At 70.2% G+C, this 25,925-nt stretch carries 22 protein-coding genes and 2 tRNA genes; 11 read left to right on the top strand and 13 right to left on the bottom strand.

The annotated features are described in order from the left end of the window. Positions 1-183 precede the first annotated feature (183 nt). Complete coding sequence (locus ACWIF2_RS12575; protein ID WP_454360155.1) at positions 184-1,221, top strand: glycoside hydrolase family 6 protein; 1,038 nt, start codon at positions 184-186, stop codon at positions 1,219-1,221. A gap of 73 nt (positions 1,222-1,294) precedes the next feature. On the opposite strand, the gene ACWIF2_RS12570 is transcribed toward ACWIF2_RS12575, so the two are convergent. The 4 genes from ACWIF2_RS12570 to ACWIF2_RS12555 all read right to left on the bottom strand — a co-directional run bounded on the left by ACWIF2_RS12570 (position 1,295) and on the right by ACWIF2_RS12555 (position 6,442). Beyond that, positions 1,295-3,235 carry a kelch motif-containing protein gene (locus ACWIF2_RS12570; protein WP_454360154.1) on the bottom strand — a complete coding sequence of 647 codons (1,941 nt, stop codon included), beginning with the start codon at positions 3,233-3,235 and terminating at the stop codon, positions 1,295-1,297. Then, positions 3,232-5,232, bottom strand: coding sequence for a glycosyltransferase family 2 protein (locus tag ACWIF2_RS12565; protein WP_454360153.1), 2,001 nt, complete (start codon positions 5,230-5,232; stop codon positions 3,232-3,234). The genes ACWIF2_RS12570 and ACWIF2_RS12565 overlap by 4 nt, the downstream gene beginning before the upstream one ends. A 325-nt stretch (positions 5,233-5,557) precedes the next feature. Beyond that, positions 5,558-6,271, bottom strand: a complete 714-nt coding sequence (locus ACWIF2_RS12560) for a FadR/GntR family transcriptional regulator (RefSeq protein ID WP_454360152.1) — start codon at positions 6,269-6,271, stop codon at positions 5,558-5,560. A 97-nt stretch (positions 6,272-6,368) separates the two neighbouring features. Then, positions 6,369-6,442: transfer RNA gene (locus ACWIF2_RS12555), tRNA-Lys, on the bottom strand. 201 nt (positions 6,443-6,643) lie between these two features. Here ACWIF2_RS12555 and ACWIF2_RS12550 point away from each other — a divergent pair. From ACWIF2_RS12550 to ACWIF2_RS12530, 5 genes are all read left to right on the top strand, one after another. Continuing rightward, positions 6,644-7,990 carry a peptidoglycan-binding protein gene (locus ACWIF2_RS12550; RefSeq protein WP_454360151.1) on the top strand — a complete coding sequence of 449 codons (1,347 nt, stop codon included), beginning with the start codon at positions 6,644-6,646 and terminating at the stop codon, positions 7,988-7,990. A 70-nt stretch (positions 7,991-8,060) separates the two neighbouring features. Then, a complete protein-coding gene (locus ACWIF2_RS12545) occupies positions 8,061-9,182 on the top strand; it encodes an SPFH domain-containing protein (protein ID WP_454360150.1) in 1,122 nt (373 codons plus the stop codon). Positions 9,183-9,283: 101 nt separating this feature from the next. After that, on the top strand, positions 9,284-9,889 hold the full coding sequence (locus tag ACWIF2_RS12540) for a lytic polysaccharide monooxygenase auxiliary activity family 9 protein (protein WP_391097794.1): 606 nt from the start codon (positions 9,284-9,286) through the stop codon (positions 9,887-9,889). Between the two features lie 127 nt (positions 9,890-10,016). Next, positions 10,017-10,460 carry a hypothetical protein gene (locus ACWIF2_RS12535; protein ID WP_454360149.1) on the top strand — a complete coding sequence of 148 codons (444 nt, stop codon included), beginning with the start codon at positions 10,017-10,019 and terminating at the stop codon, positions 10,458-10,460. Between the two features lie 40 nt (positions 10,461-10,500). Then, the gene (locus ACWIF2_RS12530; RefSeq protein ID WP_454360148.1) at positions 10,501-12,165 is read left to right on the top strand and encodes a long-chain-fatty-acid--CoA ligase; all 1,665 of its coding nucleotides are present in this window, start codon (positions 10,501-10,503) and stop codon (positions 12,163-12,165) included. On the opposite strand, the gene ACWIF2_RS12525 is transcribed toward ACWIF2_RS12530, so the two are convergent. The 6 genes from ACWIF2_RS12525 to ehuB form a co-directional block, all read right to left on the bottom strand. Beyond that, a tRNA-Lys gene (locus ACWIF2_RS12525) sits at positions 12,131-12,204 on the bottom strand. The genes ACWIF2_RS12530 and ACWIF2_RS12525 overlap by 35 nt on opposite strands. Positions 12,205-12,299: 95 nt before the next feature. Beyond that, positions 12,300-13,058 (bottom strand): IclR family transcriptional regulator, encoded by a 759-nt coding sequence (locus ACWIF2_RS12520; protein WP_454360147.1) that lies wholly within the window; start codon positions 13,056-13,058, stop codon positions 12,300-12,302. A 195-nt stretch (positions 13,059-13,253) separates the two neighbouring features. Then, positions 13,254-14,039: an ectoine/hydroxyectoine ABC transporter ATP-binding protein EhuA gene (gene ehuA, locus ACWIF2_RS12515; protein WP_454360146.1), complete on the bottom strand. Its 786-nt coding sequence runs from the start codon at positions 14,037-14,039 to the stop codon at positions 13,254-13,256. Then, positions 14,029-14,679, bottom strand: a complete 651-nt coding sequence (gene ehuD / locus ACWIF2_RS12510; RefSeq protein ID WP_454360145.1) for an ectoine/hydroxyectoine ABC transporter permease subunit EhuD — start codon at positions 14,677-14,679, stop codon at positions 14,029-14,031. Before ehuD ends, ehuA begins: the two co-directional genes overlap by 11 nt. Beyond that, complete coding sequence (ehuC, locus tag ACWIF2_RS12505) at positions 14,676-15,377, bottom strand: ectoine/hydroxyectoine ABC transporter permease subunit EhuC (RefSeq protein ID WP_454360144.1); 702 nt, start codon at positions 15,375-15,377, stop codon at positions 14,676-14,678. The genes ehuD and ehuC overlap by 4 nt, the downstream gene beginning before the upstream one ends. Beyond that, a complete protein-coding gene (ehuB, locus tag ACWIF2_RS12500) occupies positions 15,374-16,327 on the bottom strand; it encodes an ectoine/hydroxyectoine ABC transporter substrate-binding protein EhuB (RefSeq protein ID WP_454360143.1) in 954 nt (317 codons plus the stop codon). The genes ehuC and ehuB overlap by 4 nt, the downstream gene beginning before the upstream one ends. Positions 16,328-16,433: 106 nt before the next feature. On the opposite strand from ehuB, the gene ACWIF2_RS12495 reads away from it, so the two are divergent. Continuing rightward, positions 16,434-16,928: a DUF3830 family protein gene (locus tag ACWIF2_RS12495; protein WP_382578826.1), complete on the top strand. Its 495-nt coding sequence runs from the start codon at positions 16,434-16,436 to the stop codon at positions 16,926-16,928. On the opposite strand, the gene ACWIF2_RS12490 is transcribed toward ACWIF2_RS12495, so the two are convergent. Both ACWIF2_RS12490 and ACWIF2_RS12485 read right to left on the bottom strand, forming a co-directional pair. Further along, entirely contained in the window at positions 16,909-18,318 is a 1,410-nt protein-coding gene (locus ACWIF2_RS12490; protein ID WP_454360142.1) for an amidase, read from the bottom strand. The genes ACWIF2_RS12495 and ACWIF2_RS12490 overlap by 20 nt on opposite strands. Positions 18,319-18,335: 17 nt before the next feature. Continuing rightward, positions 18,336-19,283, bottom strand: coding sequence for a D-2-hydroxyacid dehydrogenase (locus ACWIF2_RS12485; protein WP_454360141.1), 948 nt, complete (start codon positions 19,281-19,283; stop codon positions 18,336-18,338). A 360-nt stretch (positions 19,284-19,643) separates the two neighbouring features. On the opposite strand from ACWIF2_RS12485, the gene ACWIF2_RS12480 reads away from it, so the two are divergent. The 3 genes from ACWIF2_RS12480 to ACWIF2_RS12470 all read left to right on the top strand — a co-directional run bounded on the left by ACWIF2_RS12480 (position 19,644) and on the right by ACWIF2_RS12470 (position 22,447). Beyond that, on the top strand, positions 19,644-20,459 hold the full coding sequence (locus tag ACWIF2_RS12480; protein ID WP_454360140.1) for a maleate cis-trans isomerase family protein: 816 nt from the start codon (positions 19,644-19,646) through the stop codon (positions 20,457-20,459). Beyond that, positions 20,456-21,187: a maleate cis-trans isomerase family protein gene (locus ACWIF2_RS12475; RefSeq protein WP_454360139.1), complete on the top strand. Its 732-nt coding sequence runs from the start codon at positions 20,456-20,458 to the stop codon at positions 21,185-21,187. Before ACWIF2_RS12480 ends, ACWIF2_RS12475 begins: the two co-directional genes overlap by 4 nt. Before the next feature lie 153 nt (positions 21,188-21,340). After that, positions 21,341-22,447 (top strand): LLM class flavin-dependent oxidoreductase, encoded by a 1,107-nt coding sequence (locus tag ACWIF2_RS12470; protein WP_454360138.1) that lies wholly within the window; start codon positions 21,341-21,343, stop codon positions 22,445-22,447. Here the strand turns inward: ACWIF2_RS12470 and ACWIF2_RS12465 are convergent. Then, a complete protein-coding gene (locus tag ACWIF2_RS12465; protein ID WP_454360137.1) occupies positions 22,423-24,312 on the bottom strand; it encodes a putative bifunctional diguanylate cyclase/phosphodiesterase in 1,890 nt (629 codons plus the stop codon). The genes ACWIF2_RS12470 and ACWIF2_RS12465 overlap by 25 nt on opposite strands. A 277-nt stretch (positions 24,313-24,589) precedes the next feature. On the opposite strand from ACWIF2_RS12465, the gene ACWIF2_RS12460 reads away from it, so the two are divergent. Beyond that, positions 24,590-25,882, top strand: a complete 1,293-nt coding sequence (locus ACWIF2_RS12460) for a M6 family metalloprotease domain-containing protein (protein ID WP_454360136.1) — start codon at positions 24,590-24,592, stop codon at positions 25,880-25,882. The last annotated feature ends 43 nt before the right edge of the window (positions 25,883-25,925 follow it).

Raw genomic sequence — 25,925 nt, 5'->3', positions numbered from 1 at the left:
CGGGCTGCGGGAGTAACCCGGCGAACTGCGCGGGAGGCCACGGGAGCCACGGTGGGTGAAACTCTGGCCGGAGGCCGGGTCGTGCTGATGGAGACTGTAGAACCAAAGGGGCGCCCGGGCCTAGGTGTCGCGGGACGTATGTCAGGATTGAGACTTGGAACGGTGCACCCAAGGGGGAGTTGGATGTACGGCAGCAGGGGGGCCGGGACGACCGCGGGAAGGCGGATGTCCGCAGTGGTGCTGGGGGCGGCACTGCTGATCACGGGGTGTTCCTCCTCCGACGGAGGAGACGGATCGGACGGCGGCGCGGACGCCGGCGCCGGGATCACCCAACAGCCCAAGGAAAAGGCGCCCTTCTGGGTCAACCCGGACGGCACCGCGGCACAGCAGGTCGCCGCGCTGGAGAAGTCCGGCAAGAAGCAGGAGGCCGAGCAGATCCGCAAGATCGCCGAGCAGCCCGTCGCCGAGTGGGTCGGCCCGGACAACCCGCGGGAACAGACCCAGGGCTTCACCGAGGCCGCCGACAAGGCCGGCCGTACGGCGCTGCTCGTGCTCTACAACATCCCGCACCGCGACTGCGGCCAGTACTCGCAGGGCGGCGCCGCCGACGGCAACGCCTACCGCGAATGGCTCGACGGCGTCGCGGAGGGCATCGGCGCCCGGTCGGCCACGGTCATCCTGGAACCGGACGCCCTGCTGCACCTCGTCGACGGCTGCACTCCGGAGCAGTTCCACGAGGAGCGCTACGACCTCCTCAAGGGTGCCGTCGCCAAGCTGAAGTCGCTGAAGAACACCAAGGTGTACCTGGACTCGGGCAACGCCGGCTGGGGGCACCCGGACCAGATCTTCGAGTCGATGAACCGGGCCGGCATCGAACAGGCCGACGGTTTCTCGGTCAACGTCTCCAACTTCTACTCCACCGACGAGTCCATCGCCTACGGCAAGCAGCTCTCCGCCAAGGTCGGCGGCAAGCACTTCGTCATCGACACCAGCCGCAACGGCAAGGGCCCCTACACCCAGGGCAACCCGGACGAGCGCTGGTGCAACCCGCCGGGCCGCGCGCTGGGCGAGACGCCCACGACCAAGACGGCCGACCCGCTGGTCGACGCGTACCTCTGGGTCAAGCGGCCGGGGGAGTCGGACGGCGAGTGCAAGGGCGGCCCGAAGGCGGGCCAGTGGTGGTCGGACTACGCACTGAAGCTGACCAAGGCCAGCTCCTAGCCCGGCCCGGACAGACGAAAGGGGCGCTCTCCACAAGGAGAGCGCCCCTTTCGGCCGTGAGGAGCATGAAGAGCTACGGCACCTTGACCCACTGGGCCTTGCTCGGCGTCCCCTTGGCGTCCGTCACGAACAGCATGTACCAGCCCGCCTGGACCAGGTTCCGGTTCTTCGGAACGGTCACGGTCAGCTTGTCGCCGGACGCCTTGAAGTCCAGGGCGATCGACCGCTGGTCGACGTCCGTGACGTGCGTGGCGGCGCTCGGCCGGATCAGCCGGACCTTCTTGACCGAGGACGCGCTCGACGAGGTGAACGTCCCCGTCGCGCCGCGCTCGATGGTCTGCGGCCCGCCGGACAGCGAGGGCCGCTCCCCGTCGCCGTAGAGGTACGGCGGCGTGTAGATCTCGATGCGCTGCTCGAACTTGCCCGGCTTGGTGTTGGCCGCGTCGCCGTAGAGCGAGTCCGAGCCGAAGAACATCAAGCGGCCGTCGGGCAGCAGGATCGACCCGGAGTGGTAGTTGCGGCCCACCAGCGGGTCGGCGACCCGCTTGAGGTCGTTCTTCTCCGTGTCGTAGAGGTGCGCCTGGAAGATGTTCGAGTCGCCGCGGCCCCGGTAGTCCTCCGAGCCGCCGGAGATCAGCACGTTGTCGTCGGGCAGGATCGAGGCGTTCGGGTAGCGGGTCCCCTTCTCCAGGGACGGGCCGTCCTCGAAGCTCGGGTCCGCGTCCTTCAGGTCGACGATCCGGGTCTTCTCGCTGGACTCCTTGGACTCGCCGACACCACCGCCGCCGACCACCATGTACTTCTCGTCCTGCGCGGGCGGCAGCAGCACCGTGCCGGACGTCTCCATGAGCTTGGGGTCGCTCAGTCCCGGGATCTTCTTGAACTGGTTGGTCTCCACGTCCCAGACGCCCGGCTCACGGCCCACGTCGTCCGGTCCGTAGCCCGCGTTGGAACCCGAGTAGAAGACCTTGCCGTTCTGCATGAGGAACAGCGCCGGGTAGGTCGGGAACTGCCGGACCTTGTCCGTGTAGGTCCACTTCTTGGTCTTCGGGTCGAAGACCTCGTTCTTGCCCGGGACGAGCTGCCCGATGTCGTCGAGGCCGGAGACGCTGAGGATCTTCCCGTCGCTCAGGGTGGTGAGCGTCGGGTACCAGCGGGCCTCCTTCATCGGGTCGACCTTGATGTACTTCTCGGCGACCGGGTCGAACTCGAAGGCGTCCCGGATGCCCTGGAAGTCCTTCTTGTCGAGGGCGAGCTTCTGCGCGATGCCGTAGGTGTTCTTGGCGTCGGCGCCGCTCAGGCCGTGCACCTTGTAGTTGTCCTGCGTGCCCGTCTCGTACTTCTGCCCGCGCTTCTGCGCCTCGACGTAGATACGGCCGAGTCCGGGGTCGTTGCGCAGGAACTTGCCCGTCGCCTTGTCGAACACCTTCTTCGCGCGCGGCACGAGCACCGGGTCCTTGGAGACGAAGGTCTTGCCGTTCTCCTTGCCCGTGAACCTGGTGCCCGCGGGCAGGGTGATCGGCTCGTCCGGGTTCTCGTTGTGGACGATCATCAGGCCGCCGGCCTTGGTGACGTCACCCTTGAGCTTCTCGTACCGCTTGGTGCCGCCCGCGATCAGCAGATTGCCGTTGGCGAGCTGGGTGTGGCCGGTGCAGAACAGGTCGGCGGGCGTGGGGACCTTCTTGATGGTGCCCTTGACCGGGTCCCAGATCCGGGTGTCGAACTTCTTCGCGTCGAAGTTGTCCTGGTTGTTGCCCGAGCCCGCGACGAGCAGCACCTTGCCGGTGCGCAGCAGCGCCGCGTGGATGGTGTTCTGCCGGTACTCCTCGGGGAAATCGATGATCTCCCACTTGCCGTTCGCGGCCTTGTACTCCGGCTTGTTGATTGTGTACTGGTGGTATTTCTCGGTGCCGAAGCGGTAGAGCCACGGCCCGTTCATCCCGGCCAGCGCGAGTACCACCGCCGTGCCGATCGCGAGTCGACGGGCCCGGCGGCGGCCTGCACGGTCGTTCATTCCTTACGTCCCCCAAGTCCACCAAGGGCGATCTGCATGGTCTGGTCGGATCCTCCGACCTCCCCGTCGCCGCCGGGAGCGGCGGCCCAACTGGGCTTGTGCTGCGGGGCGTGCGACGCCGGCTGCTGCGGGATCGGCAGCGGCTGCGTCCGGTACGGCCCCGCGGAGTCCTGCGGCGCTTCCACGGCGGGTTCGGCGGGCTTCTTCGCGTCCTGCCGCAGCTGCCAGCGCCAGGCGAAGACCGGCGAGGCGGTGATCAGCAGCGCGAACGTCGCCCAGATGATCATCGCGGGGTGGGCGTGGCCGTAGACGAAGCCGGCGGCGATCGAGCCACCGAAGATCGCGACGAAGTACCAGTGGTAGCGGAACGTCCCGAACCAGCGGTCGGGGCTCGCCGAGTCGCCCTTGGGCGTGACCACGAACTTGCTCTTGCGCCGCAGTACGGAGTCGATCAGCGCCTTCGCGTACAGCGGTGCCGACAGCGCGGACATCACCATGCCGGCCACACCGCCGGAGCCCTCCGGCTCGTGCGGCGAGACGTTGTGCCGGCGGTTCCAGACGTACAGGCCGATCTGCAGGGCCGAGGCGTTGCCGTAGAGCATCAGCCAGACCGCCGGGTCGATGTTCACACCCGAGGCGCCCAGGCCCAGGAACAGGCAGCAGCTCAGCGCCGCGAGGATCCAGTTGAGGGCCGACATCGGGTAGAAGATGATCATCATCGTGTAGTTGAAGAGCTTGCTCGGCGGCAGCGAGTACCAGCCCTTCCAGTACTGCCCGATGATCGTCTCGTACGTCCCTCGCGACCAGCGCATCTGCTGGGTGAAGAAGTCCGTCCAGGCGCTCGGGCCCTCACCGACCGCGAGCACGTCCGGCGTGTACACCGAGCGCCACTTCTTCCCCGTCGCCGGGTTCTTGTGGCGGTGCATCTCGAAGCCGGTCGCCATGTCCTCGGTGATCGAGTCGTACAGACCGCCGATCTGCTTGAGCGCCTTGATGCGCACGGCGTTGGACGTGCCGACGAACATCGGGGAGCCGTAGCGGTTGCCGGCGCGCTGGATCAGCGCGTGGAAGAGGAACTGCTGCGACTCGGCGGCCTTGGTGATGGCGTTGTCGTAGTTGCCGTAGACCTGCGGGCCGATGACGAAGCCGACGTCCGGGTCGCGGAAGAAGCCGAGCATCCGCTCCAGGTAGTTGGGCAGCGGCACGTGGTCGGTGTCGACCGAGGCGAAGAAGTCGTAGTCGTCGCCGTGCGCCTCGAGCCAGGCGTTGTAGTTGCCGTGCTTGGTCTTGGCGCGGTGCGGGCCCTTGGCCTGGTTCCACTTCGCGACGCCCTTGCGGGAGAAGTGGTGCACGCCGAGGCGCTGGCAGACGGCCTTCACATCGGGGTCGTCGCCCTCGTCGAGCAGCCAGACGTGCATCAGGCCCCGGTGGCGGATCTTGACCGCGGCCTCCAGGGTCTTCGTCACCATGTCCAGCGGTTCCTTGCCGGGCACGAAGGAGGTGAGGAAGGCCACTCGGGTGCCGGTCTCGGGCACCACCGGGATCGGGTCGCGGGCCACGAGCGTGGCGTGCGCGTTCGACAGCACGTTCATGCAGCGGAAGAACTCGATGAGGCCGATCGAGACCAGCATGACTATGTCGAGCGCGGGCAGCCAGTCGAAGGCCGGGTAGTCGCGCTCGGTCCAGTGCTCGGGCTGGAGCAGCCAGAACAGCAGGACCAGGGACAGCACCGGGGCCGCGGCCAGCATCAGGGCGACCCTGATGCGGTGCGGCTCCTGCGAGATGAGCGAGCGGTACTGCACCTTGTACGGCTTGTTCGGATCGGGCTGGGTGAGGGGACCCGCGAGCCGGCTGTAATGCTCGTAGTCGTATCTCGGCAGATTCTTCTTGATCCGCCGGAATGTCCCCGTCGTGCTCATCCGGTGCCCAGGCACCCTGAGCTGAGTGGTCTGGGACGGGTCGTGGTCCTGCCGGGCACCCGTGGGCCTCGACGTCATGAGTCATCCCCCCACACGCGAATATCCGCGTGTTTCGTCGCTTCTTACCGTCTGCTCCAGGTCCCCCTCGACCTTCACAGACGTATCAGTGGTGGATCGCAGTCACCACGTCATCCACACCCTATAGACACGGCAACGCGACCTTCCGGTTGCATGATGCCCCCCTCGGCATCGCTCCGTGAACGGGGCCCCTACCCCCGCCCGGGCGGCAACCGGTACTTCTGCCCCCCAACTGCCGCGAATCCGCAGCATCTTGAAAAACCAGATAACCAGGGTTCTACGGCGTCCATCATGATCGCAAGATGCGAAACGCGGTGTTTACCGGTCATACGCGTTCATTGTGACGCGTGTGGGGACTCTGTGGAGCCGTTGTGGACAGACGGGCGCGGATGTTGCCGAAGTGCTCCCTTATGGCCTCCTCCGCCCGCATCGAGTCACCGGACCGGACCGCGTCGAGGATCTCCCGGTGCTGCCGGCAGGTGACCTTCGGGTCCTGCGGCTCGCCCCCGAGGTCCGTACGGACCCGGTGGAAGGCGTCCCAGAACGCCTCCAGGACCTCGCACAGCAGCACGTTGTCCAGCCCCCGGTAGAGGGTGGCGTGGAAGGCCCGGTCGGTCTCGGCGAGGCCGGCTCCGCGTGCGGCCTCCTCTTCCATACGGTCGACGAGCGCGTCCAGTTCAACGAGGTCGGCTTCCGGTATCCGCCCCGCGAGCCGGGAGACGAGCCCGGTCTCCACGGCCTCCCGCAGTTCGAGCAGCTGGAGCAGGGAGTCCTCGCCCCGGTAGTGCCCGGCGACCGTGCGGAAGGCGAGGCCCTCGATCATCGGGGCCAGGGACATCGGGCCGACATAGGTGCCGAAGCCGTGCCGGATCTCCACGATGCCCATCGCCTGGAGCGCCTTCAGCGCCTCGCGCACCGAGTTCCGGCTCGCGCCGAGGTACTCCATCAGCTCGGGCTCGGTCGGCAGCGGGGCCCCGGAGGCCAGCCGGCGGTCGATGATGAGCTTCTTGATCCGCTCTTGTAGGTCTCGCGCTGCCATGGCCAGAGGGTATCCGGCCAATCGCGCGGTGCACCGGGTTCCGGCCACATGGAGATACAAGAAAGCCCCCCGCTTCCGCGAGGGGCTTTCCGGTCGGTGCGCCGCCAGGGACTCGAACCCCGGACCCGCTGATTAAGAGTCAGCTGCTCTAACCAACTGAGCTAGCGGCGCGCGCTGACGTCGTAACTCTACAGGACGTATGGAGGTGCTCCGGACCACCGGATGGGGTCAGGAGCGGCCCCGGCGAGGGCGTCGGTTACATCATTCGGACCGTCAGCATGCGAGTCCGGAAGACAGTTGAGAAACTGACGGCGCGCGCCCGGGGCTGCACCGGGCGCCGTCATTTTCCGCCGGAACTGTGAGGGGAATCGCATGAAGTCGCCGGTATTCGAGGAATTCGACCCCGGGGGCGACTGCGACTGCCCCGGCTGCGTCCACTGGCGCCGCGTCCTGCCGCGTTCCCCGGTCGGCCGCACCACCACCCATCCGGCCGCGCACCGGGCTCTCGCCCTGGCCGCCGTGGCCGCCGCCACCCTCGGCGCGGGCCACGCCGTACCGGCCGTCGCCGCCCCGCAGGCACCCCACCGATCGGGTGTTTTCGCAGATGACGATCCCGAGACCCCGCAGGGTGACACGGCCCCGCTGCATGGCTCGGACGGCCGCGAGGGCAAGCCCTCCGACTCCGTCGAGCTCGCCGCCATCACCCGTACGGAGATCATGGAGCGGGCCAAGACCTGGGTCGCCGCGAAAGTGCCGTACAACATGAACGCGTACTGGTCCGACGGTTACCGGCAGGACTGCTCGGGCTATGTGTCGATGGCCTGGAAGCTGCCCGGAAACGAATGGACGGGCAGCCTCGCCCAATTCGGTGAACGGATTTCCAAGGAGGAACTCCAGCCGGGCGACATTCTGCTGTTCCACAATCCGGCCAACCCGGAGAGCGGCTCGCACGTCGTCATTTTCGGCGGTTGGACGAACACCAGGCACACCTCCTACACGGCCTACGAGCAGGCCCGCCCGCACACCCGCCGCCAGACCACCCCGTACGCCTACACGAGCGACTCCGACCGGTACGTCCCCTACCGCTACAAGGGCGTCAGCACGCAGGAGGAGCCGCCCACGGCAAAGGACCGGCAGGAGGAGCCGGCCCCCGCCAAGGACCGGGGGATGCCGGGCGCACCGGCCGCCACGCCCTACCCGGGAGCGACGTATTTCGGCCCCGGAGCGAACAACAAGTACGTCACGCAGCTCGGCCGCATGCTCGTCGCGCGCGGGGCCGGCGCCTCGTACCCCGCGGAGCCGGGGCCGCGCTGGTCGGACTCCCACCGGCGGGCCACCCGGGCCTTCCAGGCGGCCCAGGGCTGGAAGGGTGCGGACGCCGACGGGCTGCCCGGTCCGCGCACCTGGGAGTTGCTGGTCATGGGGAAGGGCAAGGACGTCACCGCGGCGGAGGCCGGGCCGCCGCCCTCCTCCCACGGAGTACCCGGCTACCCGGGGCGGGCGATGTTCCGGCCCGGTGCGAGCAACCCGTATGTCACCAAGCTGGGGAAACAACTGGTGCGGAAGGGGTTCGGCAGGTTCTACCCGGACCGGCCGGGGCCGCGCTGGGGCGAGTCGGACCGGCGGGCCGTCCAGGCCTTCCAGCGCACCCAGGGCTGGCGGGGCGGTGCGGCGGACGGCTTCCCGGGGCCGGAGACCTGGCGGCGGCTGTTCTCGTAGCACTCACGGCACTCACGGCACGGGGGGCCCACCCGTTGTGACGCATCTGGCGCGGAGGCTGGAGGCACGCATGACCACGACCACTTCCCACACGTCCGAGCCCGAGGGACCGGCCGAGGGGCCGGCCAGGACCGCCCGGCTCATCCAGAACGAGTCGACCACCGAGATCCCCGTCCATCTGCTGTTCCGCGACGAGCCCGACCCGGCGCCGGTACCGCTGAAGCCGGCGGTCGTCGGCCGCCGGCAGGGCACGGGGGAGCAGCCGCGTCTCAGGCACCCGGCCGCCCTGACGCCGCGTCCGGTGCCGGAAGTCGACCCCGGCCTGGTGGAGCGGACCGCGCGGGTGCTGCCCGGTGCGGCGGGCGTGCTGGCCGGGGCGTGCGGGGTGGCCGGGTGCGTGGCCGCCTCGTGGTGGGCCGGGGTGCTGCCGCCGCTCGCACTGGAGGTGATGCGGCTGCCCGCCCACACCGGGGCCGGGCTCGGTCCCGCGCAGTGGGCCGCGTACGCGGGGGCCGGGGCGCTCGCGCTGTTCGGGTTCGGGGGGCTCGCCCGGGGCCGGACCGGGCGGGCCTGGGTGCTGGATCTGTTCGGCCGCTACCGGGGGACCGTCCGGCGCACCGGCCTGTTGTGGGTCAATCCCCTGTTGCTGCGCCGCCGGGTGGACGTACGGCTGCGGCACTGGCGCAGCGAGCCGGTGCCCGCGGCCGACGCGCACGGGGTCGCGCTGCGGGTGGTCGTCCTGGTGGTGTGGCGGGTGCGGGACACCGCGCGGGCCACGCTGGGCGTCGAGGACCACGAGTCGTACCTGCGCGAGTGCGTCGAGGCGGCGCTGGCCCGGGTGCCGGTGGTGATGCCGGGCGGTTCGAGGGGAGCAGGGGAGGCGGCGGCCGAGGTGCTGACCCGGCTGGTGTCGGCGGAGGCGGCCCCGGTCGGCCTGGAGGTGTTCTCGGTGCAGCCGCTCCGGGCGGAGTACGACCCCGAGGTCGCCGCCGCGATGCACCGCCGCCGGATCGCGGCGCTGGACGCCCAGCATCGGGCGAGTGTGCTCACCTCGGTCGTGGACTCTGTGGAGGACACGGTGACCCGGCTGACCATGCGGGGGCTGGTCGAACTCGACGACTACGAGCGCAAGGCGCTGGTGAAGGACCTGACGGTGGCGTTCTGCGCGGGGCGCGGGGAAACGCCTCCGTGATTGGTATGGACATGTTCAACTAACGGTCATACATTCAGACTTGGTCTAGACCTACCTGCACGGCTCACTGAACATCCCCCACGTTCTCCAGGAGCGGCAGCATGCGCACAAGGACCAAGTTGTCCGCAGCCGCGGTGGGACTGGCCACGACCGGAGCCCTCGTACTCTCCTCCGGCGGCGCCAGCGGCCACGGCTACACCGACCTCCCCATCAGCCGGCAGAAGCTCTGCCAGAACGGCACCGTGACCAACTGCGGCTCGATCCAGTGGGAGCCGCAGAGCGTCGAGGGCCCGAAGGGCTTCCCGGCGTCCGGCCCGGCCGACGGGCAGATCTGCAACGCAGGGCTCGGCCACTTCGGCCAGCTCAGCGCACCACGCACACCGTCAGGCGGCGCCTGGCCGGCCACTAAGGTGACGGGCGGCCAGAACTACACGTTCCGCTGGCAGTTCACGGCCATGCACGCCACCACCGACTTCCGGTACTACGTCACCAAGCCGGGCTGGAACCAGAACCACAACCTCGCCCGGTCCGACCTCAACCTGACGCCGTTCTTCACGGTCCCGTACAACGGCCAGCGGCCACCGCAGACGCTCTCCCACAGCGGCAGACTGCCGTCCGGGCTGAGCGGCCGTCACGTCATCGTCGCCGTATGGACGATCGCCGACACGGCCAACGCGTTCTACGCCTGTTCGGACGTCACCTTCTGAACCGTTCCGAACCGTCCGAACCGTCCGAACCTCTGAGGTTCTCTTGAGTCGCCGGTGCGGCCGGTGTGGGTAGGTTCCTCCCACGCCGGCCGATCGGGGCCGGCACACGGACCTCGGGGGACATGCGATGGACGTGATCTTCTACGCCGGGCCCGTCCTGATCATGGCTCTGGCGCTCTTCATGGCCTACCGGATGGTGCGGGGCTGGCTGCAGATCCGGGGCGCCTGGAACAGCGGACTGACGGCCGAGGGCCGGCGCACCACGCTCCGCCATGTGTACGAGTTCATCACGCATGACGGCCGGGTCATCCGCTTCGAGGAGGACGGCGGCCCCGGGAGGACTCCCGACGGCGACTACGTCACCGTGTACTACGCCGCAGGCCGTCAGGTCGTGGCCACGGCCCAGGCGCCGAGCCGGGCGAGGCATGTGATGGCCGTCGTCGGCATCCTGGCGTTCCTCGGTGTCGTCGTCGTGTGCTGCGCCGGCTTCGTCGTCACGTACGCGCAGATCTTCGCCCCGTACAGCGACTTCGTGTTCGGGGGCGGCGGCGACGCGACCGTGATGCCGTGACCCTCCACATCTGACGGTACGTCAACTACCGTGCGCGCCCATGGACTCCAGGGCGAGCACGGTCGCGGAACTCGTAGCCGGCCGGTGGGGCGACCACCGGCCGGGGCTGTGGTACGAGGACCGGGTGCTGACCCATCACGAGGTGGCGGCAGGTGCCGCGGCCCGGGCTGCGCTGCTGGCGGACCTCCTGCTCCCGGCCGCCGAACCCCACCTCGGGGTGCTGCTCGACAACACCCCCGAGTTCCCGCTCTGGCTGGGCGCGGCGGCCCTGGCCGGGGCGGCCGTCGCCGGCGTCAACCCCACCCGCCGCGGTGCCGAACTGGCCCGCGACATCCTGCACACCGAGTGCCGTGTCCTGGTCACCGAGCGGGCCCACCTGCCGTTGCTCCGGGGTCTGGATCTGCCCGGGGTGCGCCTGCTGGTGACGGACACGGCGGAGTACGCCGACCTCCTGGCCCCCTACGCGGACGCCCGGCCGGACCCGTCCCGCGCGACCCCGGCCGACCGCTTCCTGCTCTACTTCACCTCCGGCTCGACCGGCGCGCCCAAGGCCGCCCTCTGCTCCCAGGGCCGCCTGGCGGCCGCCGGCCGCTCCCTGGCCGGCCAGTTCTCCCTGGGCCCGGACGACGTCCACTACCTCTGCATGCCGCTGTTCCACGGCAACGCGGTGATCGCCGACTGGGCGCCGTCGCTGGTCACCGGGGCGGCGGTGGCGCTGCGCCGCCGCTTCTCGGCGTCCCGCTTCCTGCCGGACGTACGCCGCTACGGGGCGACGTACTTCACCTATGTCGGCCGGGCGATCCAGTACGTCCTGGCCACCGAACCGCACCCCGAGGACCGCGACAACCCCCTCCGTCTGGGCTTCGGCACGGAGGCGGGCGCGGTGGACGCGGCGGCCTTCGAGCGGCGGTTCGGGGTGCGGCTGGTCGAGGGGTACGGCTCGTCGGAGGGTGGTGCGGCCGTGCAGTGGTCGCCGGGCACACCGGCGGGAGCGGTCGGCCGGGCGACGCCCGGGCTGGTGGTGCTGGACCCGGAGTCGGGCCGGGAGTGCCCGCCGGCCCGCTTCGACTCGGCGGGCCGGCTGCTCAACGGGGACGAGGCGATCGGCGAACTGGTCAACCAGGGCCCCAGCCCCTTCGAGGGCTACTGGCGCAACCCGGCGGCCGAGGCGGAGCGCCGCAAGGGAGGCTGGTACTGGACGGGCGATCTCTTCTGCCGTGACGCCGACGGCTACCTCCACTTCGCCGGGCGCGCCGACGACCGCCTCCGCGTCGACGGCGAGAACCTGGCCGCCGCGATGATCGAGAACATCCTCGCGCGCTACGAGGAGGCGGCGGCGGTCTGTGTGTACGCGGTGCCCGACCCGGTGACCGGCGACCAGGTGATGGCGACGATCGCCGGCACCTTCGATCCGCTGTCCTTCGCGGAGTTCCTGCTCGCCCAGCCCGACCTGGGGACGAAGATGGCCCCCCGGTTCGTCCGGGTGACCGACCGCATGCCGGTCACGGCCACGAACAAGATCCACCGGGCGGCTCTGCGGCGGGAGGGCTTCCGGTGCGCCGATCCGGTGTGGTGGCGGCCGCCGGGGAAGGGCACGTACCGCAGGCTGACCGGGGAGGACCTCGAACACGCCGAAGGGCCTCTCGCTCCCACGAGAGGCCCTTCACCGGTGCGCCGCCAGGGACTCGAACCCCGGACCCGCTGATTAAGAGTCAGCTGCTCTAACCAACTGAGCTAGCGGCGCATGACTCGCGCCGACCGGTGGAACCGTGTTCCGCGGTGGGCGACGGGAAAATACTACCCGGTCTCCAGGGGTGCTTCTGACCACCCGGGGGTCGGCTAGATCGCCATGGACAGCAGGACCGGTGCCGCGTTGCGGTTGAGGGCGTCCGCGGCCTGGCGGAGGCGGTGGGCGTGCTCGACCGGGAGGGACAGGGCCAGGCAGCCGACGGAGGAGCCGGCCGTGATGGGGACGGCCGCGCAGACCGTGCCGACCGCGTACTCCTGGAGGTCCAGCACGGGCACGGTGGCCGGCTGGGCCTCCAGCCGGGAGAGCAGCAGCCGGTCGCTGGTGATGGTGCGCGAGGTGAGGCGGGCCATCCTGTGCCGGGAGAGGTGATCGCGGCGGCCTGCGTGGTCGAGCTGGGTCAGCAGGCTCTTGCCTATCGCGGTGGCGTGGGCCGAGGAGCGGAAGTCGACCCACTCGTTGACCTTGGGCGTGGCCGGGCTGTCGGCGTACTGGGTGACGCTGATCTCGCCGTCAACGTAGCGGCTCATGTAGACGGCGGCGCCGACCGAGTCGCGCAGCCGGTCGAGGGTGTGCTGGATCTTGTCGCGCAGGGCCTGCTCGCGATGGCGGGCGGAGCCCAGACGGGTCAGGGCCTCGCCCGTGACGTACGCGCCGTCGGTGATCTGCTCGACGTAGCCCTCGCGGCGCAGCATGCGCAGCAGCGCGGTGAGCCGCTCCGGTCCGATGCCGGTGCGCCGGGCGAGCTCGGCGTCGGTGACGCCTGAACTGTTTCGCGCCACCGTCTCCAGGACGCGCAGGGCTTCCTGGGCCGAGTGGTACGGGGTGGTCGGCTCGTTCCTCAGCGCCACGGTGGTCTCCCCCTGCGCTTGCTGTTGGCCGTAATCCGGACAGCGAATCACCTCCACGATAACCGGCAAAGGGGTTGCGCAGAGCGGGGGTTGACAAGATTCCGGGCCCCCGGGCTGGGGCATTGACCCTCTGGCATATGCCAGGAGCATGCCCCGATCCGAGGGCCCGGCGTCAGGCCTGTTCACGGGCCGTAGTCACAGCACTGCGCTGAGGAACTCCCTCGTCCGGTCCAGCTCCGGGTCGCTGAAGATCTTCTCCGGCGGGCCCGACTCGATGACCCGGCCCGAGTCGAACATCAGTACCTGGTCGGAGATGTCCCGGGCGAAATTCATCTCGTGGGTCACGCAGAGCATGGTGATGTCCGTGCTGCGGGCGATGTCCCGCAGCAGGTCCAGCACGCCCGCGACCAGCTCCGGGTCGAGCGCGGAGGTCACCTCGTCCAGTAGCAGCACCTTGGGCTGCATCGCCAGCGCCCGGGCGATCGCCACGCGCTGCTGCTGGCCGCCGGAGAGCTGCGAGGGGTGGGCGTCACACCGATCGGCCAGGCCCACCATGTCCAGCAGGCCCTTGGCCCGCTCCACCGCCTCGTCCTTCGACATGCCGAGGACGGTGACCGGCGCCTCGGTGAGGTTGCGCAGCACGGTCATGTTCGGGAACAGGTTGAACTGCTGGAACACCATCCCGATCTTCTTGCGGACCTCGCGGACCTCCTTGTCGGAGGCGGGGAACAGCCGCTGCCCGTCGACCGTGATCGTGCCCTCGTCGGGCTTGAGCAGGGTCATCAGCAGCCGCAGGATCGTGGTCTTGCCGGAGCCGGACGGCCCGATCAGGGTGACGTGCTTGCCGGCGTCGACCGAGAAGTCCAGGTGGTCCAGAACGGTGTTCTGGCCGAACCGCTTGGTGACCTGTTCCAGCCGGATCAGCTCGCCGGTGCTCTTGGCGGGGTTCTTCTCGGGATTGGGGAGAGTGTCAGTGGGCAAGGCGTCGCTCCAGGGCTCGCAGGGCAAGGGAGGCCAGGTAGGAAATGACGATGAAGGCCACGCCGATCACCGTGAGGGGCTCGGTGAACTGGAAGTGCTCCTGCGAGAACAGGCGCGCGTGGCCGAGCATCTCCAGGACGGTGATCGCCATCAGCATCGGCGTGTCCTTGAGCATCGCGATGACGTAGTTGCCGAGCGCGGGGACCACCCGGCGCACCGCCTGCGGCAGGATCACCGCGGTCCACGTCCGCCGCAGCGGCAGGTTCAGCGCCGTCGCCGCCTCCCACTGGCCGACCGGCACGGCCTCGATGCCGGCCCGGTAGACCTGCATCGTGTACGTCGAGTAGTGCAGCCCGATCGCGAAGACGCCGGTGGCCAGCGCCGAGAAGGTCAGGCCCCACTCGGGCAGCACATAGAAGAGGAAGAACAGCTGCACCAGCAGCGGGGTGTTGCGGACGAACTCCGTGACCGCCCCGACCGGCCAGGTCACCCAGCGCGAGGGCACCCGCATCAGCAGCGCCCACACCAGGCCCAGCGCGAACGAGATCAGCGAGCCGAACAGCAGGATCTGGAGGGTGACCAGCAGGCCCTCCCAGAAGTCCGGCATGAAGTCGGAGACCGCGCTCCAGTCCCAGTTCATCGGACCCCCTCCACCACGACCGGCTCAGGCGCCCGGGTCTTGCTGTCGGGCTTCTTCCCGACCCCGGCCTTGAGCTTCTTCTCCAGTCCGCGCATGACCCGGGTGAGCAGGAAGGCGATCACGAAGTAGATGAGCAGGATGTACGTGTAGATCTCCGCGCTCTCCTGCAGCGCGAGGCGGACCAGGTTCGCGCTGAACGTCAGGTCGCCCATGCCCGTGATCGACACCAGCGCGGTGCCCTTGAGCAGCTCGATCAGCAGATTCGAGAACGGCGGGATCATCTCCGGCACCGCCTGCGGCAGCAGGATCAGCCGCAGTCGCTGCCAGGGCGTGAAGCTGAGGGCGATGCCGCCCTCCTGCTGCGCCGGGTCGACCGAGCCCAGCGCGCCGCGCACGATCTCCGCGCCGTACGCGCCGTAGGTCAGCCCGAGCGCGAGCGTGCCCGCCCACAGGGGTACGAGCTGCCAGCCGAAGGCGACCGGCAGCACGAAGAACACCCAGAAGATCATGACCAGGGCGGAGGTGCCGCGGAACACCTCGGTGTAGAAGCCCGCGAGGAAGCGGACGATCTTCAGCCGGTGGCTGCGCGCGACGCCGACCACGAAGGAGACGGCAGCGCCCAGCAGGGCGCTGCAGACGAGCAGCTGGACGGTGGTCCACACGCCCTTGAGTACGAGTTCCCAGAGTCCCGAGGTCATCCGCCGCAGAGCTCCTTCGCGGTCAGATCCGTCATCTCGGCCTTCGTGAAACCGAAGGGCTTCAGGATGCGGAACAGTTCGCCGCTCTTCTTGAGCTTGCGCAGCTCGACGTTGAAGGCGTCCCGCAGGTTCGTCTCGGTCGGCCGGAACGCGAAGGCGCCTCCGTCGACGTGCGGCTTGCCGCCCACGATCGGCGTGAAGGGCTTGGTCGCCTCCGCCTTCGAGGACTTCTTCACCACCTCGCGGGTGGTGAGCGCCGTACCGGCGAACACGTCCACGCGTCCCGCCTCGACGGCGTTCAGACCCGCGACCTGGTCCGGGACGATGAGGATGTCGCTCTCCTTGTACCCCGCCTCGACGGCGTACTGGATCTCCGCGTAGCCGGTCCCGGTGGCGAACTTCGCCTTCTTGCCGACGACGTCCTTGTAGCTGTGCAGCCCCTTGGGGTTGCCCTTGCGCACGATGAACGAGTCGAGCATCTGGTAGTCCGGGTCGGAGAAGATGACCTGCTCGCAGCGCTCCGGGTTGACGTACATCCCGGCCGCGACGACGTCGAACTGCTGGGAGTTCAGGCCCGGGATGAGCGAGCCGAACTCGGTCGGCACGGGCTGCACCCGGTCGACGCCGAGACTCTTGAAGATCACCTTGGCCAGCTCCGGTGCCTCACCGGTCAGCTTGCCGTTCTTGTCGATGAACCCGAACGGGATCTCGCCGGCGATGCCGAGGCGGACGACGCCCGCGGCCCGGAGCCGTTCGAGCAGATCACCGCCCTTGACGTCCGAGGCGGTGGCGACCCGGCTGCATCCGGCGGCGCCCAGCGCGCCGAGCGCCGCGACCCCCGCGAGCAGCGATCGGCGTGTGGGGCCGGACACGGACCCGGACACGGATCCGGACACGGTCCGGGATATGGGTTCCGGAATTCTGAGGGGGCTTCTCTGTGGTGGAGCCATGGGCGCGCGGCTACCCGACCGCACCTGAGTTATGCCGATCTTTTCAAGCCCCGCACTCCGCCGTTGCGCCCTTGACCGCGGGGCCTGGGGGCACTCCCATGGAGGCATGGCTGATCGCTACATCGAACTCTCGCTGGTCAAGCGTGACGTGACCTGCACGGCCAAGCTGCTGGACGACCGCGCGCCGATCACGTGCGCCGCCGTCTGGGATTCCCTTCCGCTGGCCGGCGACGTCTACCACGCGAAGTACGCACGCAATGAGATTTACGCACTTTTCCCACCATTCGCCGAAAGTGAACCACCCCTGGAGAACCCGACCATCACGCCCATTCCCGGCGATCTGTGTTATTTCACCTTCGCCGGGGCGGAGCTTGGCACCAAGTCCTACGGCTACGACCGCGAGGTCCGCGCCGGGACCACGCTCGTCGACCTGGCCCTGTTCTACGAGCGCAACAACCTGTTGCTGAACGGCGATGTCGGCTGGGTCCCCGGCATCGTCTGGGGCCAGGTCGTCGACGGCCTGGAGAACATGGCCGAGGCGTGCAACGACCTGTGGAGGTCGGGAGCGGCGGGGGAGACGCTCAGCTTCCGGAGAGCCTGACCCGGTCGGCGGAGGCCACCCCGGCCTCGTACAGCGCGTGGGCCGCCCGCAGCACCAGATCGTCCCGGTGCCGGGCGGCCACGAGCTGCAGACCGATCGGCAGACCGTCCCCGTCCGCGCCGACCGGCACGCTCGCCGCGGGCTGCTGCGTCATGTTGAACGGGTAGGTGAACGGGGTCCAGCCCGTCCAGCGCCGGTGGCCGGATCCTTTCGGTACCTCGGCGCCCGCCTCGAACGCCGTGATCGGCAGGGTCGGGGTGAGCAGCAGGTCGTAGGTGTCGTGGAAGCGGCCCATCCGGCGGCCCAGGTCCATCCGGACGTCCACCGCTGCCAGATAGTCCAGGGCCGAGTAGCGGGCCCCCCGGTCGCAGATCTCCCGCAGGCCCGGGTCCAGCAACTCACGCTGGTGCGGGCCCAGATGCTCGGTCACCCGGGCCGCCCCGCTGAACCACAGGGTGTGGAAGGCCTCCACCGGGTCCGTGAGGTCAGGGTCGGTCTCCGTGACGTACGCGCCGAGCTCCGCCAGCCGTTCCACCGCCCGCCGCACCGCCGTCGCGACCTCCGGACGCACCGCCACCTGCCCGCCCAGCGACGGCGAGTACGCCACGCGCAGCCCGCGCACCCCGCCCGTCAGGCCGTCCGTGTACGCGCCCGGCGGCGGGGCGAGCGCGGACCAGTCGCGCGAGTCCGGGTGGCCGATCACATCCATCAGCAGCGCCGAGTCCGCCGCGTCCCGGGTCATCGGCCCGACGTGCGCCAGCGTGCCGAAGGCGCTCGCCGGGTAGAGCGGCACCCGCCCGTACGTCGGCTTCAGCGCGAAGATCCCGCAGAACGACGCCGGGATACGGACGCTGCCGCCGCCGTCCGTGCCCAGCGACAGCGGCCCCGCGCCGAGCGCCACGGCCGCCGCGCTGCCGCCGCTCGACCCGCCCGCGGTGCGCGAGGGGTCGTACGGATTGCGCGTCACGCCGCTGAGCGGCGAGTCCGTCACGCCCTTCCAGCCGTACTCGGGCGTCGTCGTCTTGCCGATGAAGACCGCCCCGTGCTCCCGCAGCCGGGCCACGGACGGGGCGTCCTCGTCCCAGCGCCCCGCCGGATCCACGGCCTTCGACCCGCGCAGGGTCGGCGCGCCGCGCTGCAGCAGGATGTCCTTCACCGTGACGGGCACCCCGTCCAGCAGCCCGTGCGGCTCACCGCGCCGCCATCGCTCCTCCGACTCCCGGGCCCGGGCCAGCGCGTCCTCGGCGGTCAGCCGGACGAAGGCGTTCACCTCCGGCTGGATCGCCTCGGCCCGCTCCAGCGCCGCCCGGGTCGCCTCCACAGGACTCCACTCGCCCTTGCGGTACCCGTCGAGGAGCCGTACGGCGGTCAGGTCGGTGAGCTCGGTCATCCACCCTCCAAGGAACGTCAGTGACCAGGTACGTACCCACGCTGCTTGTCGACCACGTTCTTCAGTGGCTCCCCGCTCGCCCAGAGTTCGTACAGGTCCACGAACTGAGCGCCGAGCTCGTCCCGCCAGCCGACGATGTCGCCGCTCATGTGCGGGGAGACGATCAGGCCCGGCAGCCGCCACAACGGGCTGTCGGGGGTCAGGGGTTCCGCCTCGAAGACATCCAGTGCGGCGCCCGCGATCCAGTGCTTGGCCAGGGCGTCGGCGAGCGCGTCCTCCACGACGAGCTGGCCCCGGCCGATGTTGATGAACCGGGCGGACGGCTGCATCACGCCGAAGCGGCGGGCGTCGAACATGCCGTGCGTCTGCTCGGTGAGCGGGGCCGCCGCGATCACCCAGTCGGCGCGCGCCAGCAGCCGGTCCAGGTCCTCCGGGCCGTGCACGCCGGAGCGCGGGGCGCGGCCCACGAGCGCGGTCGTGATGTCCAGCGCCCCGAGCGTGCGGGTGATCGCCCGGCCGATCGGCCCGGAGCCCACCACGACGGCCTTGCCCCCGGCGACCTTGTGCGACTCGCGGTGCCGCCAGGTCCGCTCCCGCTGCAACTCCAGCGTGCGCGGCAGATCCTTGGCCATCGCCAGCACCAGCGCGGCCACGTACTCGGCGATCGGCTGGTCGAAGATGCCGCGCGCGTTCGTCACCACCGTGTCGGAAGCGGCGAGTTCCGGACACATCAGATGGTCCACTCCAGCGCTCGCTGTGTGCACCCAGCGTGGCCGCGGACCCTCGCCCGGCCAGGCGTCCCGCACGGCGCGCGAGGTGAAATCCCACACCAGCAGTACATCCGCGCGCGGGAGGCGCTCGGCGAGACCCTCCGCGTCGGTGTGTTCGACATGGGCGCGGCCGGTGAGGCGGCCGAGGCGAGGGAGGGGTTCGGCGTCCAGGACGAGGAGGGTGGGAGTGGGCATGAGCAGCCGTTTCTCCAGCCGTGCGGTGGGGCGGGCCGGGTCCAGGGGGCTTCTGGTGGATCTCCGCGGCGTCGCGGCGTTCGGCACGCACTCTCGCCGCACCGGACAAAAGGCCAAGTAGCTCCGCTACGAGACCTTCCGCCCGGCACGCCGAGAGCACGCACCGAACGCCGCTCCTTCCTCCACGGAGATCCACCAGAAGCCCCCTGGGCGCCGGCCGGTGACGACGAGTTAACCGGGTGTTGACCAAGGAGTGATCCGGGCGGATTGACCACGCTCGCACCCGAACCTACCGTCGTCAACACGGGCGTTCCCACGATCCGTTGCACTCCAGTTGCCCAGCGTGAGGCCGGTGCCTGCATGGACGTCTCATTTCTCGGCGGGCCCAGCCCGCAGCGGGGGGTCGGCGTTGTCGCCCCCTTCGACTTCGCACTCGACCGCGAGCTGTGGCGCTGGGTGCCGGACGAGGTCTCCCTTCATATGACACGAACACCGTTCGTGCCGGTCGAGGTGAGCCTCGATCTGGCCCGCCTGGTCAGCGAGCACGAGACGCTGAGCGAGGCGGTCCGCACCATCAACGCGATCGCCCCCGAGGTCATCGCCTACGCCTGTACGTCGGGCAGCTTCGTCGGCGGTGTCATGGGCGAGCGCGCGATGTGCGAGGCGATGAGCCGGGCCGGTGCCGTACCGGCGATCACCACCTCGGGCGCACTGCTCGAGGCCCTGGTGGAGCTGGACGTACGGCGGGTCGCGCTGGTGACGCCGTACACGGTGTCGGTGACCCAGTCGCTGGAGGCGTACGTCGCCCAGGCGGGCGTCACGATCTCCGGATGCGCCTTCATGGGCCTGACCCGGCACATCTGGAAGGTCCCCTACCGGGAGGTGGTGGACATGGCGCGGGAGGCCGTACGCGGCGACGCCGACGCCCTGTTCATCAGCTGTACCAACCTGCCCACCTACGACGTGATCCCCCAGCTCGAGGCCGAGCTGCGGATCCCGGTGATCTCGGCCAACCAAGTGACGATGTGGGCTGCGCTGCGCCGACTGGGTACCCGTGCGGTGGGACCGTATCAAGCGCTGATCAATCCGGAGGCGCGTTCCGGTCTGGTATCGCCGGGGGTCGACCCCGGATCTGTAGTGCCGGAAGAAGAGCAGCAGCAGGAAGGCTGGACATGACAGCACTGGGATTTCTCTACCCGGGACACTCCGCCGAGGACGACTATCCGCGCATCGAGCAGTTGCTGGGCAGCGACATCCGGGTGGACCTGGTGCACACCGACATCGGTGAGGACGCGCACCGGGTGGACGCGCTGCTGGAGATGGGCTCGGCCGGGCGGCTCGCGGCGGGCGTCCAGGAGCTGCGGCACGCGGGCGCGGAGGCCGTCGTGTGGGCCTGCACGAGCGGCAGTTTCGTCTACGGCTGGGACGGCGCCCAGGAGCAGGTCCGCTCGCTGGCGCAGACGGCCGGCATGCCCGCCTCCTCGACGTCCTTCGCCTTCGCGCACGCGGTGAAGGAGCTGGGGGCGCGGCGGGTCGCGATCGGCGCGACGTACCCGGACGACGTCGCCCAGCTCTTCGCGCAGTTTCTTCGCTCGGACGGCGTCGAGGTCGTGTCGGTCAACAGCTCCGGCATCATCACGGCCGCCGAGGTCGGCACCTGGGGCGAGGCGGAACTCCTCGCCCTGGCCCGGAACTCCGACCATCCCGACGCCGAGGCCCTCCTCCTGCCCGACACGGCCCTGCACACGGCCGCGCACATCCCGGCCCTGGAGAAGGAACTCGGCAAGCCGATCCTCACCGCCAACCAGGTCACCGTCTGGGAATGCCTGCGCCTGGCCGACCGCCGCGTGAACGCGCCGGAGCTGGGCGCACTGTTCACGAGGGAGCCGATCGTCCAGGCGTGAGCCCGGACACCCGGGGTGGGACAGCGGAGCCGGTCCCACCCCGGTGTTTCAGTTGCCCGCCCTGACGGCCCGACGCCCCGGGGAATAACCGGAGACAGTCCCCTGTTAGAGCCGGGACGACAGCACACGGCCCACAGCAGGAGGCATCCCACCGTGGCGGCAGACGAGATACGCGGCGATGAGATTCGCGGCGCGGCGCAGGGCAGCGCCCCCGTTCCCCTCTCCGTACTGGACCTGGTCACCGTAGGGGCCGGCCGCACCGCCTCCGACGCGCTGCGCACCAGCGTCGAGCTGGCCCGGCTCGCGGAGGCCCGCGGCTTCCATCGCTACTGGGTCGCCGAGCACCACTCCATGCCGGGAGTGGCCTCGTCGTCCCCCGCCGTGATCCTGGCCCACCTCGCCGCCCACACCGACCGCATCCGGCTCGGCTCCGGCGGTGTGATGCTGCCCAACCACGCCCCGCTCGTGATCGCCGAGCAGTTCGGCACGCTGGAGGCGATGGCCCCCGGCCGGATCGACCTCGGCCTCGGCCGTGCCCCCGGCACGGACGGTGCCACGGCCGCCGCCCTGCGCCGCACCGACCGGCTGAACGAGGGCGCCGACGACTTCCCCGAGCAACTCGCCGAGCTGACCCGCTTCCTCGACGACGACTTCCCCGACGGGCACCGCTACCGCCGTATCCACGCCGTACCGGGCCCGGTCCAGACCACCTCCCCGGGTGGCGTCCAGTCCCCGCACCGGCCGCCGGTCTGGCTGCTCGGCTCCTCCGGCTTCAGCGCCCGCCTCGCGGGTGTCCTCGGGCTGCCGTTCGCCTTCGCGCACCACTTCTCGGCGCAGAACACCGTCCCCGCCCTGGACCTGTACCGGGAGTCCTTCCAGCCGTCCGCCGTGCTCGACCGGCCGTACGCCCTCATCGGCGTCTCCGCCCTCGCCGCCGACGAGCAGCAGGAGGCCCGCCGCCAGGTGCTGGCGGCCGCCCTCAGCATGGTCCGGCTGCGCACCGGCCGCCCCGGCCTCGTGCCCACCCCCGAGGAGGCGGCGGCCTACGAGTTCAGCCCCATGGAGCGCGACTTCGTGGACTCCTGGAACGCCAACGTCATCCACGGCACCCCGGACGAGGTCCGCTCCGGCCTGGACGACCTCGCCAAGCGCACCGGCGCCGACGAGCTGATGATCACCGCCAACGCGCACGGCGGTGACGTGCGCGTCCGCAGCTACGAACTCATCGCCGACGCCTACGGGTTGCCGACGCCCGCCTGAACGTCCGGCGTGCCCAGCAGCTCGGAGATACGGTCCGGCGACACCGGACGGGAGTACAGCCAGCCCTGTCCGGTGTCGCAGCCGATGCGCCGCAGCCGGACCGCCTGGGCCGAGGTCTCCACGCACTCGGCCGTCACGGTCAGCCCGAGCCGGTGCGCCAGCTGGATCATCGCCTCGACCACGACCTCGTCGGCGGGGTTCGGGCGCGCCGCCGCGTCCAGGTCGTCGTACTGGAAGCCCCGCACGAAGGAACCGTCCAGCTTCAGCACCGACACCGGCAGCCGGCTCAGATACGCGAGGTTCGAGTAGCCCGTGCCGAAGTCGTCGATGGCGATGCGCACGCCCATGTCGCTGAGCGCCTTCAGGGCCTGCAGCGGCCGGCCGCCCGAGCCCATCACGGCCGACTCGGTGAGCTCCAGCTGGAGCAGATGCGGCGCGAGGCCCGTCTCGGCCAGGGTCTCGGCCACATCGGCCACCAGGTCCGAGTCCCAGACCTGGCGGACCGCCACATTGACGCTGACGAAGATCGGCGGCTCGTCCGGGTGCTCACGCTGCCAGCGGCGGGCCTGCCGGCAGGCCGTACGCAGCACCCAGCGCCCCAGCGGGACGATCGAACCGTCCTCCTCGGCAAGTCCGATGAACCGATTCGGCGTCAGTACGCCGAACTGAGGATGATTCCAGCGGATGAGCGCCTCGACCCCGTGCAGCCGGTCGTCCTCCATGCCGACCAGCGGCTGGTACTCCAGCTGGAACTCGCCCCGGTCGATGGCAGGCCGGAGCGTGGAGGCGAGGGCCTGGCGGGTCATGCGATGGGCGTTGCGCTCCGGGTCGAACAGGGTCCAGCGGGCCTTGCCGTCGGCCTTCGCCCAGTACAGCGTCGTGTCCGCCGCCTGCACCAGGGCGGTCGGGGTGGTGCCGGCCGCGTGCCGCTCCACCACCCCGATCGACGCCGACACCGACAGCCGCTGGCCGGAGATGTCGAAGGGGTCCTGGATCGCCCGCAGCACTGCTTCGGCCAGCTCGGCCAGCTGCTCGGTGCCCGTGGAGTCCTCGACGAGCAGCGCGAACTCGTCGCCGCCGAGCCGGGCCACCAGCGGGGTGCTGGTGCGGGCGAAGCCCGTCTCGTCCGCGCAGCGCATCAGGCGCTCGGCGACGGCGGCCAGCAGCCGGTCGCCGACGCGATGGCCGAGGGTGTCGTTGATGGCCTTGAAGCCGTCCAGGTCCAGATAGCACAGCCCGATCCGGCCCGTGCCGCTCTGCTCGTACGACTCGGCCTCCAGTGCGGCAGACAGGCGTTCGAAGAACAGTGTGCGGTTGGGCAGCCGTGTCACCGCGTCGTGCATCTGCAAGTGCCGCAGCCGGGCCTGGAGTTCACGGCGGGAGCTGATGTCGGCGACGGACATGAGCACGCCCCGGTCCTCGGCGGGCAGCGGGGCGACCGTCACCTGCACCCACAGCGAGTGCCCGTCGGGGTGCTTGAGGCGGCGTGTGCAGCGCAGCCGGGACTGCCGGCCGCGCAGCACCTCGCGGTAGGCGTGCCAGGTGCGGGCATCGGAGGTGAGGTCGACCAGATCGGCGGCGACGGCCCCGGCGAGCTCGTCCGGGGCGGTGCCGAGCAGGGCGGCGAGTGAGTCGTTGGCGCTGACGACCGTGCCCTCTCGGTCCACGACGGCCATGGCGAGCGGCGCGGCCGTGAAGACGGAGCGGTAGGGCGACTGCGACAGGTGCTCGGTACAGGGGCTCTCGGTACGGGGGCTCTCGGTACGGGGGGACGTATCGATCTCACTCTCTGTGACGACCGGCCGGTCGAGGCCTGCCGCGGGCGTCGGCCCTTCGGAGGTTCCGCTCACCGCTCGCTCCCGCATGTATTCGATCTCTGTCCGTGCAGGAAAGGTCAGGAAAGTGTGCCGATCATAGAGGCTGGCCCCAGGGCCTTCCAGCCGGTGTCCAGTGTTCCCGACCAACCGGCCCTTCTGCCAGATCGTTTCTGCTCGCACCTGGACGGCTTCTTCAGGCCCCCGACCAGTTGTGACGTTCCGTGAGTGGTTCTGGGATGTCGGCGTCCGCGTTCTTTCGGCTCCTTCACCCGACTGGTGCAGGCAAACAGGGCGCAGTACTACAAATCATCACAGTCTGGGTGCGGTGTCCCGCGAACCGTACCCGGAGGTATCCGTGCCGCGTCAGTTCTCGCGCGCCCGACTGCGCAGTACCGCGGCCGTGTTCACCACCATGTCGGCGCTCGCCGCGACCTCCCTCGGCACCGGCCACTCGGCCGCCGGGCCCGGTTCGGCCGAGCCCTGCGCCCTGACCCGCACCGACGCCCACCACTCGGAGGGCCTGGACACCTGGAACGCCGCCTATCCGCGCCCCGCCCGGTCCCTGGACGCGGTCATGGTCTTCCTGTCCTTCCCGGACGCCCGCCCGCTGACCACACCACAGGAACTGACCGCCGACCACTTCCCGGACACCACCCGATTCTTCGAACGGGCTTCCTATGGCCGATTCACCCTGCGCCCGCACCCGCTCGGCCACTGGATCCAGATGCCGCGCCCGTCCACGGCGTACGCCATACAGCGTGACTGGAGCGCCGAGCACCGGGCCGCGTACCTGCGGGACGCCCTCTCCGCGGCCGACCCGGAGGTCGACTTCTCGCGCTACGACGTCGTGTACTTCGTCGCCGACCCGGACGCGCCCGGCGTGGACTCCGACGCGACCAAGGTCGTCAATCTCACCAGCCCGATGCGGGCCGACGGCACCGACCTGCGCCGGGTCGTCACGGTGTTCGAGCAGCACCCGCCGGACCGGCTCGTCCTCGCCCACGAGACCGGGCACGTCTTCGATCTGCCCGACCTCTACCACCGGCCCGCCGACGGCAAGGGCGACTGGGACACGCATGTCGGCGACTGGGACCTGATGGGCAGCCAGTTCGGACTCGCTCCCGACCTGTTCGGCTGGCACAAGTGGAAGCTGGGCTGGCTGAATCCGCGGCAGGTGCGGTGTGTGCAGGACGCAGGGCCCGCCCGGCTGACCCTGGAGCCGCTGGCTGCGGCGCCCGGGGTGCCGGTGTCGGGTGCCGCGGGGGCGCCGGTCTTCGGCCTCGGGCGGGGCACCAAGCTCGCGGTGGTGCGGACGGGCCCCGACAGCGTGCTCGCCCTTGAGGCGCGAGGGCCGGTCGGCAACGACGTGGCCGCGTGCCGGCAGGGGGTGCTGGTGTACCGGGTGCGGGGCGAGGCGCAGTCCGGGGGCGGCCCCATCGAGGTGATCGACGCCCATCCGCGGACCGAGGCGTGCTGGGAAAACTCGGTGTACCCGCCCCTCGCGGACGCGCCGATCGCCCTCGGGGAGAGCTTCACGGTGCCGGGGGAGGGGGTGCGGGTGGAAGTGGAGGGACGTACGGGTTCGGGGGCGTGGACGGTGAAGATCATGGTCCGCTGAGGGCGGTCCGGACATGTGAAAGACCCCCTCGCTTTCGCGAGGG

This window comes from Streptomyces sp. NPDC055506 (assembly GCF_053643595.1).
The sequence above is the reverse complement of the archived record's forward strand: the minus strand, read 5'-3'. Positions and strand labels throughout refer to the sequence as shown.

What these genes read in the sequence shown, in the direction of transcription:
- ACWIF2_RS12575 (WP_454360155.1), top strand. Translation starts at nt 184, where the DNA reads ATGTACGGCAGCAGGGGGGCCGGGACGACCGCGGGAAGGCGGATGTCC.
- ACWIF2_RS12570 (WP_454360154.1), bottom strand. Translation starts at nt 3,235, where the DNA reads ATGAACGACCGTGCAGGCCGCCGCCGGGCCCGTCGACTCGCGATCGGC.
- ACWIF2_RS12565 (WP_454360153.1), bottom strand. Translation starts at nt 5,232, where the DNA reads ATGACGTCGAGGCCCACGGGTGCCCGGCAGGACCACGACCCGTCCCAG.
- ACWIF2_RS12560 (WP_454360152.1), bottom strand. Translation starts at nt 6,271, where the DNA reads ATGGCAGCGCGAGACCTACAAGAGCGGATCAAGAAGCTCATCATCGAC.
- ACWIF2_RS12550 (WP_454360151.1), top strand. Translation starts at nt 6,644, where the DNA reads ATGAAGTCGCCGGTATTCGAGGAATTCGACCCCGGGGGCGACTGCGAC.
- ACWIF2_RS12545 (WP_454360150.1), top strand. Translation starts at nt 8,061, where the DNA reads ATGACCACGACCACTTCCCACACGTCCGAGCCCGAGGGACCGGCCGAG.
- ACWIF2_RS12540 (WP_391097794.1), top strand. Translation starts at nt 9,284, where the DNA reads ATGCGCACAAGGACCAAGTTGTCCGCAGCCGCGGTGGGACTGGCCACG.
- ACWIF2_RS12535 (WP_454360149.1), top strand. Translation starts at nt 10,017, where the DNA reads ATGGACGTGATCTTCTACGCCGGGCCCGTCCTGATCATGGCTCTGGCG.
- ACWIF2_RS12530 (WP_454360148.1), top strand. Translation starts at nt 10,501, where the DNA reads ATGGACTCCAGGGCGAGCACGGTCGCGGAACTCGTAGCCGGCCGGTGG.
- ehuD (WP_454360145.1), bottom strand. Translation starts at nt 14,679, where the DNA reads ATGAACTGGGACTGGAGCGCGGTCTCCGACTTCATGCCGGACTTCTGG.
- ehuC (WP_454360144.1), bottom strand. Translation starts at nt 15,377, where the DNA reads ATGACCTCGGGACTCTGGGAACTCGTACTCAAGGGCGTGTGGACCACC.
- ehuB (WP_454360143.1), bottom strand. Translation starts at nt 16,327, where the DNA reads ATGGCTCCACCACAGAGAAGCCCCCTCAGAATTCCGGAACCCATATCC.
- ACWIF2_RS12495 (WP_382578826.1), top strand. Translation starts at nt 16,434, where the DNA reads ATGGCTGATCGCTACATCGAACTCTCGCTGGTCAAGCGTGACGTGACC.
- ACWIF2_RS12490 (WP_454360142.1), bottom strand. Translation starts at nt 18,318, where the DNA reads ATGACCGAGCTCACCGACCTGACCGCCGTACGGCTCCTCGACGGGTAC.
- ACWIF2_RS12485 (WP_454360141.1), bottom strand. Translation starts at nt 19,283, where the DNA reads ATGCCCACTCCCACCCTCCTCGTCCTGGACGCCGAACCCCTCCCTCGC.
- ACWIF2_RS12480 (WP_454360140.1), top strand. Translation starts at nt 19,644, where the DNA reads ATGGACGTCTCATTTCTCGGCGGGCCCAGCCCGCAGCGGGGGGTCGGC.
- ACWIF2_RS12475 (WP_454360139.1), top strand. Translation starts at nt 20,456, where the DNA reads ATGACAGCACTGGGATTTCTCTACCCGGGACACTCCGCCGAGGACGAC.
- ACWIF2_RS12465 (WP_454360137.1), bottom strand. Translation starts at nt 24,312, where the DNA reads ATGCGGGAGCGAGCGGTGAGCGGAACCTCCGAAGGGCCGACGCCCGCG.